Source organism: Acinetobacter sp. YH12200 (assembly GCF_013418175.1).
Taxonomy (GTDB): Bacteria; Pseudomonadota; Gammaproteobacteria; order Pseudomonadales; family Moraxellaceae; genus Acinetobacter; species Acinetobacter pseudolwoffii.
Genome location: NZ_VPCO01000015.1, coordinates 1 through 12,184, shown reverse-complemented (window position 1 = coordinate 12,184; position 12,184 = coordinate 1). Strand labels below are relative to the sequence as shown.

The following is a 12,184-nucleotide window of genomic DNA, read 5'->3' as shown; positions in this document are numbered from 1 at the left end:
GGAAAAGACTGGCATGCAGCACACACATTTATTTATGCCTCTGGCACTCGTTAGTGCAATGGCAGTAGCACAACAAGTATATGCAGCAGATGAATTCATTGTACAAGATATAAAATTTGATGGATTAGTGCGTTTAACTCCTGAGAATGTATATGGCCTCGTGCCAATTAACAGTGGTGATCGGGTCAATGATCCGGTCATTGCCAATGCAATTCGCAGTTTATATGCATCAGGCTTATTTGATGACATCAAAGCTGTTCAGCAAGGCAATACTCTAGTTTTTCAGGTGGTAGAGCGCCCAGTCATTTCGAAAATCGAACTGAAAGGCAATAAGCTGATTCCAAAGGAAGCACTTGAAGATGGCCTGAAAAAAATGGGTCTGGCTGAAGGTGAAGTGCTGAAAAAATCTGCTTTACAGACAGTCGAAACCGAGCTTGAGCAGCAATACATGCAGCAAGGTCGCTATGATGCAGATGTTACAGTCACGACGACAGCAAGACCGAATAACCGGGTTGAATTGCAGATTGATTTTATTGAAGGTAAAGCCGCAAAAGTTTTTGATATCAATATCATTGGCAATACTGTTTTCAAAGAATCAGATATTAAACAGGTATTTGCTGTTAAAGAAAGTAGCTGGAACTCGGTGATTTCACGTAATGACCGTTATGCACGTGAAAAAATGGCTGCAAGCCTTGAAGCATTGCGTGCTATGTATCTGAACCAGGGTTATATTAACTTTAATATTACCAATTCCAGTTTGAACTTGAGTGAAGATAAAAAGAATGTCTTTATTGAAGTGTCTGTAGATGAAGGCGAACAATTTAAATTTGGTCAAACCAAATATTTAGGTGATGCACTTTATCAAACTGAAGAATTGCAAGCCTTACAGCTGTTTAAAGAAGGTGAAACTTATTCGCAAGAAAAAGTAAATGTGGTTAAGCAGCTATTACAGCGTAAATATGGTAATGCTGGTTATTATTATGCAGAAGTGAATATTGTTCCTCAAATTAATAATGAAACCAAACAGGTTGATTTAAATTACTACATTAACCCAGGTCAGCAAGTTACAGTACGACGTATTAATTTTACCGGTAATACCAAAACTGCAGATGAAGTGTTGCGTCGTGAAATGCGCCAGATGGAAGGTGCTTTAGCCAGTAATGAAAAAATTGACTTGTCTAAAGTCCGTCTGGAACGTACCGGTTTCTTTAAAACAGTTGATATTAAGCCTGCACGTATTCCGGGTTCACCGGATCAGGTCGATCTAAATGTCGCAGTAGAAGAACAGCATTCAGGTACCAGTACCTTGGCGGTGGGTTTCTCGCAAAGTGGCGGTGTGACCTTCCAGGCAGGTTTAAGTCAAACCAACTTCCTGGGCACTGGTAATAGTGTATCGATCGACTTGTCGCGTTCTGAAACCCAAGATTATTATAACCTGAGTGTGATGGACCCGTACTTTACCATTGATGGTGTACGTCGCGGTTATAACATGTACTACCGCAAGACCAAGCTAGACGATGACTATAACGTCAACAACTATGTGACGGACAGTTTAGGTGGTGGAATCAACTTCGGTTATCCAATTGATGAAAACCAGAGTGTTAGCTTAGGCCTAAATGTCGACAATACTGAAGTAACGACTGGTAATGGTGTTTCCACCTATGTTCGTGATTACCTATTAGCAAATGACGGTAAGTCAATAGGCCAAAGTCCTTACTGTATCGACAATGCTGATCCTTGTAAAACTGATTTAAAATCAGACCGCTTTCAAGGTGAATTTTTAACATATAACTTAAACTTAGGCTGGTCTTACAATACTTTAAACCGTCCAATGTTTCCGACGACAGGAATGTCACATCGTATCAATGCTGAAATAGCCTTGCCAGGTAGTGATGTTGAATATCAAAAAGTGACTTATGATGCTCAGGCTTTCTTCCCGCTAGGCAAAGATTTTGTGCTGCGCGGTTATGGGAAGTTGGGCTATGGTAATGACTTACCATTCTATAAAAACTTCTATGCTGGCGGTTTTGGTTCAGTGCGTGGTTATGAAAACAGTACTTTAGGTCCAAAATATGACAGTGTCTATGCAGAAAATGCAGGCATTAGTGACTTTGATCTAGAGGAGGTTGGTGGTAATGCATTGGTTCAGTTTGGTACTGAACTGGTACTGCCAGTGCCATTTAAAGGCGATTGGGCACGTCAGGTACGTCCAGTGATTTTTGCCGAAGGTGCACAAGTTTTCGATACAAACTGCGATGTTTCACAATCTGGTGACTTACGTCAATATTGTAAAGATAACTTCGGTTTCGATGCAGGCAATATGCGCTATAGCGTCGGTGCGGGTTTCACCTGGATTACCATGATTGGCCCATTGTCACTGAGCTATGCTTATCCGTTGAATAAGAAAGATGGTGATGAAATTAAAAATATCCAGTTCGAAATTGGCCGTACTTTCTAAGATTATTAGCTAATCCTGAATATAGATTTTGCTCATGAGGTTGCGAGGCTTTATGAGCAAATTTTTTTGAATGAGTAAGAATATGAAAAAAATGATCATGGCGATGAGCCTGGCTTTGGCAAGTGTTGCACCTTTGACTCAAGCAGCTGGTATTGGTGTGATTGACTTGGAGCGTGTAGTCGAAGGCAGTACTTATCTGAAACAGCAAAACACGGCATTTCAACAAAAAATTCAGCCACAAACCAGCAAGATTGAACAACTCAGTAAAGAACTGGAAGCTTTGCAGCAGCGTGCTCAGTCTAATACCAAACTGAGCGATGCTGAAAAGCAGAAGATGTCTACGCAATATCAGGCTAAATTTCAGGAATTGAATCAGTTGCAACAATCTGTGCAGAGTAATGTTCAAAGTTCGATTCAGCAGATTCGGACGGTATTTGATGCACGTGTAAAGCAAATTGCTGAACAATTGCGTAAAGAAAATAACCTGAATGTGGTTTTAAATAAAAATTCAGCACTTGCTTATGACGCTAAATATGATTTAACTGATAAAATGATTCAAAAGGTTAATGCAATTAAGTAATCAATGAATCATCAACAGCTTCAGTTAGCTGACCTTGCTCGCCTGGTTCAAGGCGAGTGCGTAGGTCAGGCAGATTTGCGTTTGAGCGCTTTGGCCAGTCTTGAGCATGCGACATCGCAAGATTTGGCATTCGTCAATGCAGACAAATATGTAGAGCAAGCCAATCAAAGTCAGGCGGCTGCTTTAATTGTCACTGCTGAACTGAAACAACAAATAACGTCACATCAGAACTTTATTGTTGTTGCAAATCCTTATCTGGCTTTTGCGATCCTGACCCATGTATTTGAGAAAAAAAATACCCAGCGTGGTATCGAAAGTACTGCTCAAATTCATCCTTCAGCGATCATCGCCGATGATGCGTATATTGGACACTATGTGGTGATTGGCGAGCATTGTGTTGTGGGCGCCAATACCGTGATTCAGCCTCATGTACATGTCGATAATGATGTGGAAATCGGTCAGGACTGTTTTATTGATGCGCATGTGACGCTGACGGGTGGCGCCAAAATTGGCAATCGCGTTCGTATTCATGCCAATACCGTGATTGGCAGCGAAGGTTTTGGTTTTGCACCTTATCAAGGTAAATGGCATCGTATTGCCCAGCTTGGTTCTGTGCGTATTGCTGATGATGTGCGTATCGGGTCAAACTGTAGTATAGACCGCGGTGCATTGGATGATACGATTTTGCAACAGGGTGTGATTATTGATAATCTTGTGCAAATCGCGCATAACGTCAAGATTGGTGCCAATACCGCACTCGCAGCAAAATGCGGAATCGCCGGAAGCACTACAATTGGCAAAAACTGTGTATTTGCAGGTGCGGTGGGGGTAGTAGGCCACATTAATATCGCAGATAATGTCACAATTACTGGCATGTCAATGGTGACAAAAAATATTTCTGAGGCGGGCAGTTATTCTTCTGGCACACCTATGTTGGAAAGTTTGCACTGGAAACGTGCTGCTGTGCGTTTTAAACAATTAGCAGATGTGCCATTGACCCAGGTGATGAAACGACTAGATCATATGCAATCTCAAATTGAGTCCATTGAATCAACATTTAAGTTGCGTAAATAATTATGATGACAGAGTCGAATTTGCCTACATTCACGAAACCTGAATTGCCAATGAATATTCAAAAGATTCGTGAATATTTGCCCCATCGTTATCCATTTTTATTGGTTGATCGCGTGGTCGAGATTACCGAAAATGGCATTGTTGGTTATAAAAACGTCTCAATTAATGAAGAGTTTTTGCAAGGCCATTTTCCGAATTATCCAATTATGCCGGGTGTGCTGATTGTTGAAGCACTGGCACAAATCTCGGGAATCTTGGGTTTTGTGATGAACAATGAAACACCAAGTGCGGGTTCATTGTTCCTTTTTGCCGGTGCGGAGAAGGTTAGGTTTAAAAAACAGGTGGTTGCAGGCGATCAATTGGTATTAAAAGCTGAATTGGTGATGCAAAAGCGCGGCATTTACAAATATAATTGTATTGCCACTGTAGATGGCGTCGTCGCAACAACCGCGGAAATTATGGTTTCGCATCAAAAAGTCGAGCAGGCATGAGCAATAATCCCCTTATTCATCCAACTGCCATTATTGACGCATCAGCAGTCATCGCTGCTGATGTAGAAATTGGTCCATACTGTATTATTGGGCCAAACGTCACTATTGGTGCGGGTAGCAAACTTCATTCACATGTAGTGGTGGGTGGCTATACGCGTATAGGTGAATATAATGAAATTTTCCAGTTCGCCAGTGTAGGCGAGGTTTGTCAGGATCTTAAGTATGCCGGTGAAGAAACCTGGCTTGAGATTGGCGATCACAACAAGATCCGTGAGCATTGTAGTTTGCATCGTGGTACCGTTCAGGATCAGGGTTTAACCAAGATTGGCAGTCATAATCTTCTAATGGTCAACACCCATATTGCCCATGACTGCATGGTCGGTGATCACAATATCTTTGCCAATAATGTCGGTGTGGCTGGACATGTTCATGTCGGGGATTATGTGGTCATTGGTGGAAACTCAGGGATTCATCAATTCTGCAAGATTGACTCTTATAGCATGATTGGCGGAGCATCACTGATTTTGAAAGATGTGCCGGCCTATGTGATGGTGTCAGGTAATCCTGCGCACGCTTTTGCTATGAATATTGAGGGAATGCGTCGTAAGGGCTGGTCTAAGGCCATAATTGACGGTTTGCGTACTGCCTTTAAACTGATTTATAAATCAGGTTTAACCACTCAGGAAGCAATCGAGCAGATTCGTAAAGATATCTTGCCGGAAGTTGCCGAAGCACAACGTTTGATTGATTCTCTTGAACAATCCAAGCGTGGTATTGTGCGCTAAAATATTTCAAGTAAAAAAAGACACCTTTAAGGTGTCTTTTTTATTGCTGAATTAAGGGTTATCTAGAAGATTATTACTTAAAAAATTTAGCTTCTTCAGATTGCGGGTAATTACTGAGTAATTTGTTCTTGTACTGGGTGGCAATGGCCGGTTTTTGCTCGACGTCCTTGCTAATGTTATGCAGTTGATAAAGCGCACGCGAAGCACGGGTCGACTTTGGATAGCGGTCTGCCACAATGGTGTAATTGCGTTTTGCTTCTTCAAAATTTGGCGGATCGATGGCCAGATTGAATTCTGCTAACCAGAAATAGGCATTGCTGATATACACACTATTCGGATTGTTTTTAATAAAGTTCTGCATGGGTGCAATGGCTTTGGCTGCACCGCCATTTTTATAGGCATCTAAGGCTACTGTATAGGCTGCTTTGTCCAGCTCGGTGGGCTGTTGTCCGCTGCTCGCTGTATTGATCTCATTCGCATTTAAACTGGGAGAACTATCCTGTGGGTTGTCCTCCGTTGGGTTTTCTTCAGCCGGTTCAATTTTTTGCTGTAACAGTTCCAGGCGCTGATCGAGATCGGCATAGCGATTGGTCAGTTCGCTTTTCAGTTGGGCAATTTCATTTTCCTGTTCTTCCATTTTGCCGCGCAAGATCCGCAGATCACTTTCCAGTTGCTGGTTTTTTTGCATAATCTGCCAGCTGGTATTGGTTTGCACAGGTGTCGATACGCCGGCAGAACTCGCAGACTGGGTATTCATTGACGCTTGATTGGCAGTCTGGCTCAAGCCACGCGATTCAATTGGAATATTGGCAAATAGCGGTATGGTAAAGAGTGCTGTCACTGCACACAATACGGTCTTTTTAAACATCATAAAATTTCCATAATTCTTTGTGAGATACGTATCCGCTGCTCATCTTTTAAAGAAGATCATTCATATACATTGCACACATTAAAAACGGCATTTTTAGAAATTGCAACAAGGTTTTACAAAGATCATGCGAATCTGGGTGTTGATGGATTGATTGTGAAGATCGCTTGAAAATCAGCAGAAATATTAATATTGTTTTTAAAATAATCAAACGGATAGCTTGATGGATTATTTTAAGGAACAAAGCTTGCAACTTGATTAAAAATCTCTATACTCTGTTTTTGTAATGGTAGCCCTGCTGGTTACTTCGCAATTGTACTCTATGAACCCCGCCAGGACCGGAAGGTAGCAACGGTAATAGAACTATGATGTGCCGGAGCTTTGCTGGTAGGGTTGCCACCATATTTTTCAATAATAAAAACATTTTATCCCAGCCTATTAATCTCAAAGCTCACTTCTAATATCAGCTAATTTTTAATATTTTATTATCCCGATAATTCGTTCTGCTAGCGAACTGATTTTCTCATTTTAAGATCAATCTGCAAACACTTTTGTAGTAGGTCTATTAATGAATCTGAATACAAATTAATCTTCCACTTTACGGTTAATCGCCTTAATAATCGTATCCATTTCAAAACCACGGTACATCAGAAAACGGATCTGTTTGGCCTTGAGCTTCGGATCTTTAGTAACTTCCGCCCCATATTTTTTGACTTTCAGCTCGTAGGCTTGCTGCACCCAGTCAGTTTCTTTCAGTTCTTCTGCGATTAAAGCTGTATCAACTTTCTTGTTTTTTAATTTCATTTTAATCTGATTGGGGCCTTTGCCTTTACGCTTTTGGCTCGACAGCATGGTTTCTGCGACACGCTGATCACTCTGGTAATTCTCTCGTGATAATTCTTCAACTAATTCCAGTACTTCATCGCGATCCTCTGCATATAGGCATAGCTTCTCGATCAGTTCGGCTTTAGCATATTCTTTGCGGGTCAGTACGGCAAAAGCATACGAACGCAAACGCGAGCCAGTTAAGCCCGGTTTTTTCTTTTCATCAAGGGTATCAAACAGGCGCTCTTCTGAGTCGAAAGTGGGTTTTTGTTTCGATGTGTTTTGCTGGGTCGCTTGATCATCAGCATCGCCAAATTGCTGTTTTAAAGTTTCATAATCGAGCAGTTTGCTGAATTTTGCCTCTGACATCTTTCTCTCGCATTTTATCATCTACCCATCATAACAAAACGCCCCGTAGGGCGCTGTGTCGTGATGTTTAAAGACTAGGCAGATAATAGATTAGGCATCTAAAAGATCTGCTTCTTCTTTATTATCTTCTTCAGTGATCACGGCTTTGGTCAGCAGTTGCTCGCGAATCAGCTTTTCAATGGTTTGCGCCATTTCTTTATGCTCTTCCAAATAACGGATGGTATTGTTCTTACCTTGGCCAATTTTGTCGCCTTGATAAGAATACCACGCACCGGCTTTCTGCACGATTTCTTGCTGTACAGCCAGATCGATCAATTCACCCAGATGGTTCACGCCTTTGCCGTACAGAATCTGGAACAGGGCTTCTCTAAATGGAGGCGCCATTTTGTTTTTCACGACTTTGACTTTGGTTTCAGAACCAACGATCTCGTCACCTTCTTTCACCTGACCAATACGACGGATGTCTAGACGTACAGATGCATAGAACTTCAATGCGTTACCGCCAGTCGTGGTTTCCGGGCTACCGAACATGACACCAATCTTCATACGAATCTGGTTAATGAAGATCACCATACAGTTGGAACGCTTGGCATTACCGGTGATTTTACGCAGTGCCTGGCTCATCAAACGGGCTTGCAGACCCATATGCGAGTCACCCATTTCGCCTTCAATTTCCGCACGTGGCGTTAGAGCAGCTACAGAATCGACCACGATCATGTCAATTGCACCAGAGCGTACCAGCATATCTGCGATTTCAAGCGCCTGTTCACCATGGTCGGGCTGCGATACCAGCAGGTTATCAATATCTACGCCAAGTTTACGCGCATATTGCGGATCAAGTGCATGTTCGGCATCGATAAATGCACATGTACCACCGGCTTTTTGACATTCTGCAATTGCTTGCAGGGTCATCGTGGTTTTACCTGATGATTCAGGACCATAAATCTCGACGATACGGCCCTTCGGTAGGCCACCAATACCGAGTGCGATATCCAGGGTTAAAGAACCTGTAGATACTGCTTCAACAGCCTGAACGGTATTGTCACCAAGACGCATGACTGTATTTTTACCAAACTGTTTTTCAATCTGGCTTAAGGCAGCGTTAAGCGCCTTGTTTTTATTCTCATCCATCTTACAACCTCAATACGATGTCACTCAGTTAGTACTCAAGTGGATGTCTTAAATTAGAGCTTTGTTCCACAGGCGTATAGTGACAGAATTTTCCCTAGTGTTCTATCAATGTCAGCGCATGTACGACACATTCTGACGCTTGAATTTAATCGTCATTATACGACCATGACTGATCAAAACTCTGACTATTTTCATTTTTAAATTTACTGATATCCCGGCGATCTTTCTTGCTTGGACGATGATCGGGACGAGCTAGATTATGCAACTTTCTTTGTGAGGTAATCAATTCCCGTCGAGCAATACTGACTTCGGTTTCTTCATACAGTTTTTGTGCCACAGGTGCAGGGCCGCGAACATCAGAAAGTTCTTTAACCAGGACAGTTTTCTTGTCGATGCCTTGCTGAATCGTCAGTTCCATACCGACACGGACTTCGCGTGATACTTTGACACGTTCACCATTGTGGTGGACTTTACCACCTTCAATTGCATGTTTGGCAATGGAACGGGTCTTGAAAAACCGTGCTGCCCAAAGCCATTTGTCTATACGCATGCCTACCGCATCTTCGGGTAAAGACGATTTACGCATATTTTTTCTCTACCTCAGCCTGATTTAAATAAGTGATTAAATCTGTTAATTGGTGCAGCATCGGATAATTGCAAGTCTCGCGTGCGACTTTGGCCGAAGAGGGTTGCTGGATACTGAGCAGGTTTTCAATCCCGTAGGCTTTGGCACCATTCAGGACTTTTTCGGTATCATCAATAAAATAAGCATGTTGCGGATCGAAGGGATGCATGGCATTCAAGCCTTGCCAGAATTCAACAAATTCTTTGGCGTGCCCAATCGTTTCTGAACTGACAATCACATCAAAATAATGGCTTAAATTTAAGTGATCCAGTTTAAAGGCCAGTCCGGCACAATCGGCATTGGTGGCCAGCCAGATCGGGTAGCCATTCGTTTTAAGATAATCCAGTAATTCGAGACAATACGGGCGTAAGGCGACTTTGTCTTTATGTTCAATCTGCATCGCCAGAACATCAACTTCGACTTTAGCCGTCCAGAAGCGTGAGGAGTACCAGTTTAGGGTATGATTATGTTCCTGATAGAATGCGGAGAGGGTCGCCTGACTGTGTTCCATGCTACAGCCATGTGTGGCAGCATAACGCACAGGCAGCAACTCATTCCAGATGAAATCATCGTAGGCAAGATCAAGTAAAGTTCCATCCATATCGAAAATTATGGTAGGTTTTTCAGAGCATTTTGACATATTTAGGTTTTCTATGTTTAAAGCAATAGCAGCACCACAAGATCCGATGATTTTGCAGTTTGTGCCCATTTTGACACAAGCCTGTGAAATTTTGCGAGAAGAATATCAGCGTTATTGTTCTGGTGCGGCTTTTGATGTCATCCAAAAAAATGATAATTCTCCGGTAACTCAGGCAGACTTGAGGGTCAATACTTTTCTAACTCAGGCTTTGGCAGATATTTCAGACTTGCCTTTATTGTCAGAAGAAGGAAAAGAACATGAGCGTCGTTCATGGCCAGAATTCTGGTTATTAGATCCGCTAGACGGCACCAAGGAGTTTTTGCATCAGCGGCCTGAATTCACCATCAATTTGAGTTTGGTTCGTGGAAGTTTGACGACTTTTGCCATATTGGCAGTACCAGAACAGCAAATGATTTATTTCTGTGCAGAGCAGGGGCTACCTTATAAATATGACCTTCAGCGAGATACGTGGTTTGGCTATGAAGCAGCGCCAACAGACCAAAGAATTGCGATCGGTCTGAGTCAAAGTAGCCAGCAGAAACCGAAATATGTCGACTATTTACAGCATCTGGCCAAACTTACCGAATATACAGAGTTCAAAGCGGGCAGCGCCTACAAGTTTTGTATGATGCTGGAAGATCAGGTGGATATCTATCCACGTTTTCATCCGACTTCGGAATGGGACACTAGTGCTGGTCAATGTATGCTGGAACGGATTGGTGGTGGTTTGGTCGATTTAAAAGGACGGCCATTTATTTATAATCATCGCGATACCTTGCTCAATGGCGGATTTATTGCCTATAAAAATAATAATATGAAAAATATTGCATTACAGGCGGTGGCTGACATGCAGGCCGAGCATTGAGCAAAATCCTGAGCATGGTATAGTGATGATTAACTCATTACCAATCCAGTTGGCTGTCACGTGTCCCTGAAACTGCTTCCACCGAGTATGTTAAGTGCAATTGATTTATTGCCTGATGTACAGACGCCTGTCACCTTATTCACACGCCATTCGGTTCGTGAAGATGTTCCGGGTCAAGGTCTGGCAGGTTATGACCTGCAATTGACTGGTCAGGGGCGGGATCTGGCACAGGAATGGGGCGCTTATCTGGCTGATCAGACAGATCGTGTAATTCATCACTGTATTTCGAGCCCGATCCAGCGCTGTATTGATACTGCTGCGCTCATGATTGAAGGTGCGGATGCGGTTACCCCTGAGCAGAATACCCATCGTATTGAAATTATCGAACAGGGATTGCTGGTCGAGCCGGGCAGTTTTGTGCTGGATATTCAAAAAGCCGGTCCTTATTTTGCCAAGCAGGGCGCTCTCGGTTTTGTGAACAGTTTTGTGAATAATGCCTTGCCGGGGATGAAACAGCCGATTCATGGTGTGGTGGATGTGCTGGAACTGATTTATAACACCCATCCGCAAAATAAGTATGGGCTGAGTCTGGCAGTCAGTCATGACACGATTCTGGCAGCGATGATTGCCGTAATGTCCGGGCGTCAGGACATCAGCCGAGAAGACTGGCCCAAAATGATGGAAGGTCTGTTTGTCTGGTTCGAGGGCGATGTTTTTCTGGAATCAAAACTGAAATGGATCTGGCGTGGTCAGGTACATGAGCTAGATATTGCTGATTTTAAGCGTTCCCAGTAATTTTAATTTAATAGGTCATTCATTTATCATATAAAAAGCCCAATCGCAGATATGATTGGGCTTTTTACATATAGGTCTGTTTTTTCTAAATGTTGGCTTTTAAGCGCTGAGGATAGGCATTGAGATCAAGCAGGTCACCTGTATCATTCAGCGGCCAAAGAGGACTATTGACTGGAACCTGTTGCTGATGAATGCGACTATATTTGTCGGCGGCGATCAGTGTTGCGATGTCATGTTCCGGAAGGCTGTAAGCTGCAACGACTTGTTGGGGATAGCGGGTGCGTATATAAAAATCTACTTCATTTTCACCCTTATATCGGGCAAAGATATATTCTACTGCGGGCAAATACACACCATAGCCTAACCAGGCATCTACGCCTTGAGATGCCTGAAGTTCAGCAGTGCCTTTCATATTGGAAATCACCCGGCCTAAAATGTCTTTTTCACCTTGGGTCTTAAAGTATTCAATATATTGCTGTTCGATTGCTAGGTGTTTAGTCCCGGCATTTGATGGATCGGATCAATCTTAAAAAGTTCAGGTTCATCTGTCCACTGTTTGCAGATGAATTCGTAGGGAGTCAGGCCCCTGAGTGTTTTGAGTCTGCGGCCGAAGTTGTATGCAGCAATAAAATCAGCAAGGTGAATGCATAGCTGAGTGTGATCGTCGTAATGGAACCG

General features: G+C 42.7%; 13 protein-coding genes, 1 other RNA gene and 1 pseudogene. 8 read left to right on the top strand and 7 right to left on the bottom strand.

Annotated elements, in window-relative coordinates; genetic code table 11:
* The first annotated feature begins 13 nt into the window (after positions 1 to 13).
* The 5 genes from bamA (at position 14) to lpxA (ending at position 5,388) form a co-directional block, all read left to right on the top strand.
* Positions 14 to 2,458, top strand: a complete 2,445-nt coding sequence (gene bamA / locus FTU90_RS10930) for an outer membrane protein assembly factor BamA (protein WP_180072671.1) — start codon at positions 14 to 16, stop codon at positions 2,456 to 2,458.
* Positions 2,459 to 2,540: 82 nt separating this feature from the next.
* Complete coding sequence (locus FTU90_RS10925; protein WP_180050287.1) at positions 2,541 to 3,038, top strand: OmpH family outer membrane protein; 498 nt, start codon at positions 2,541 to 2,543, stop codon at positions 3,036 to 3,038.
* Between the two features lie 3 nt (positions 3,039 to 3,041).
* Positions 3,042 to 4,112: a UDP-3-O-(3-hydroxymyristoyl)glucosamine N-acyltransferase gene (gene lpxD / locus FTU90_RS10920; RefSeq protein WP_005096712.1), complete on the top strand. Its 1,071-nt coding sequence runs from the start codon at positions 3,042 to 3,044 to the stop codon at positions 4,110 to 4,112.
* Between the two features lie 5 nt (positions 4,113 to 4,117).
* Positions 4,118 to 4,603 carry a 3-hydroxyacyl-ACP dehydratase FabZ gene (fabZ, locus tag FTU90_RS10915; RefSeq protein ID WP_171063349.1) on the top strand — a complete coding sequence of 162 codons (486 nt, stop codon included), beginning with the start codon at positions 4,118 to 4,120 and terminating at the stop codon, positions 4,601 to 4,603.
* Entirely contained in the window at positions 4,600 to 5,388 is a 789-nt protein-coding gene (lpxA, locus tag FTU90_RS10910) for an acyl-ACP--UDP-N-acetylglucosamine O-acyltransferase (protein WP_074382858.1), read from the top strand. The genes fabZ and lpxA overlap by 4 nt, the downstream gene beginning before the upstream one ends.
* 73 nt (positions 5,389 to 5,461) lie before the next feature.
* Here lpxA and FTU90_RS10905 read toward each other — a convergent pair whose 3' ends face one another.
* The gene (locus FTU90_RS10905) at positions 5,462 to 6,259 is read right to left on the bottom strand and encodes a YbgF trimerization domain-containing protein (RefSeq protein WP_180050290.1); all 798 of its coding nucleotides are present in this window, start codon (positions 6,257 to 6,259) and stop codon (positions 5,462 to 5,464) included.
* A gap of 293 nt (positions 6,260 to 6,552) precedes the next feature.
* Between FTU90_RS10905 and ffs the strand changes: the two genes are divergently transcribed.
* Positions 6,553 to 6,649: signal recognition particle sRNA small type (gene ffs / locus FTU90_RS10900), an RNA gene on the top strand.
* Positions 6,650 to 6,841: 192 nt separating this feature from the next.
* On the opposite strand, the gene FTU90_RS10895 is transcribed toward ffs, so the two are convergent.
* The 4 genes from FTU90_RS10895 to FTU90_RS10880 form a co-directional block, all read right to left on the bottom strand.
* A complete protein-coding gene (locus FTU90_RS10895) occupies positions 6,842 to 7,450 on the bottom strand; it encodes a regulatory protein RecX (protein ID WP_100357125.1) in 609 nt (202 codons plus the stop codon).
* A 90-nt stretch (positions 7,451 to 7,540) separates the two neighbouring features.
* Positions 7,541 to 8,581, bottom strand: coding sequence for a recombinase RecA (gene recA, locus FTU90_RS10890; RefSeq protein ID WP_005096717.1), 1,041 nt, complete (start codon positions 8,579 to 8,581; stop codon positions 7,541 to 7,543).
* Positions 8,582 to 8,726: 145 nt separating this feature from the next.
* On the bottom strand, positions 8,727 to 9,167 hold the full coding sequence (locus tag FTU90_RS10885) for an RNA-binding S4 domain-containing protein (RefSeq protein ID WP_005096718.1): 441 nt from the start codon (positions 9,165 to 9,167) through the stop codon (positions 8,727 to 8,729).
* Positions 9,160 to 9,846 carry an HAD-IA family hydrolase gene (locus FTU90_RS10880; RefSeq protein WP_035337664.1) on the bottom strand — a complete coding sequence of 229 codons (687 nt, stop codon included), beginning with the start codon at positions 9,844 to 9,846 and terminating at the stop codon, positions 9,160 to 9,162. The genes FTU90_RS10885 and FTU90_RS10880 overlap by 8 nt, the downstream gene beginning before the upstream one ends.
* A gap of 13 nt (positions 9,847 to 9,859) precedes the next feature.
* On the opposite strand from FTU90_RS10880, the gene FTU90_RS10875 reads away from it, so the two are divergent.
* Entirely contained in the window at positions 9,860 to 10,711 is an 852-nt protein-coding gene (locus tag FTU90_RS10875; RefSeq protein WP_100355033.1) for a 3'(2'),5'-bisphosphate nucleotidase CysQ, read from the top strand.
* Positions 10,712 to 10,771: 60 nt separating this feature from the next.
* Positions 10,772 to 11,506 (top strand): phosphoglycerate mutase family protein, encoded by a 735-nt coding sequence (locus FTU90_RS10870; RefSeq protein WP_034608526.1) that lies wholly within the window; start codon positions 10,772 to 10,774, stop codon positions 11,504 to 11,506.
* A gap of 85 nt (positions 11,507 to 11,591) precedes the next feature.
* On the opposite strand, the gene FTU90_RS10865 is transcribed toward FTU90_RS10870, so the two are convergent.
* The gene (locus tag FTU90_RS10865) at positions 11,592 to 11,918 is read right to left on the bottom strand and encodes a hypothetical protein (protein ID WP_257222417.1); all 327 of its coding nucleotides are present in this window, start codon (positions 11,916 to 11,918) and stop codon (positions 11,592 to 11,594) included.
* A gap of 74 nt (positions 11,919 to 11,992) precedes the next feature.
* Positions 11,993 to 12,184: pseudogene (locus FTU90_RS10860) on the bottom strand (IS481 family transposase); the annotation flags it as partial.

Excerpts from the sequence above, each read along its gene's own strand:
- bamA (WP_180072671.1), top strand. The coding sequence starts at position 14 with ATGCAGCACACACATTTATTTATGCCTCTGGCACTCGTTAGTGCAATG.
- FTU90_RS10895 (WP_100357125.1), bottom strand. The coding sequence starts at position 7,450 with ATGTCAGAGGCAAAATTCAGCAAACTGCTCGATTATGAAACTTTAAAA.
- fabZ (WP_171063349.1), top strand. The coding sequence starts at position 4,118 with ATGACAGAGTCGAATTTGCCTACATTCACGAAACCTGAATTGCCAATG.
- FTU90_RS10925 (WP_180050287.1), top strand. The coding sequence starts at position 2,541 with ATGAAAAAAATGATCATGGCGATGAGCCTGGCTTTGGCAAGTGTTGCA.
- FTU90_RS10880 (WP_035337664.1), bottom strand. The coding sequence starts at position 9,846 with ATGTCAAAATGCTCTGAAAAACCTACCATAATTTTCGATATGGATGGA.
- FTU90_RS10905 (WP_180050290.1), bottom strand. The coding sequence starts at position 6,259 with ATGATGTTTAAAAAGACCGTATTGTGTGCAGTGACAGCACTCTTTACC.
- recA (WP_005096717.1), bottom strand. The coding sequence starts at position 8,581 with ATGGATGAGAATAAAAACAAGGCGCTTAACGCTGCCTTAAGCCAGATT.
- FTU90_RS10865 (WP_257222417.1), bottom strand. The coding sequence starts at position 11,918 with ATGAAAGGCACTGCTGAACTTCAGGCATCTCAAGGCGTAGATGCCTGG.
- FTU90_RS10885 (WP_005096718.1), bottom strand. The coding sequence starts at position 9,167 with ATGCGTAAATCGTCTTTACCCGAAGATGCGGTAGGCATGCGTATAGAC.
- FTU90_RS10875 (WP_100355033.1), top strand. The coding sequence starts at position 9,860 with ATGTTTAAAGCAATAGCAGCACCACAAGATCCGATGATTTTGCAGTTT.
- lpxD (WP_005096712.1), top strand. The coding sequence starts at position 3,042 with ATGAATCATCAACAGCTTCAGTTAGCTGACCTTGCTCGCCTGGTTCAA.
- lpxA (WP_074382858.1), top strand. The coding sequence starts at position 4,600 with ATGAGCAATAATCCCCTTATTCATCCAACTGCCATTATTGACGCATCA.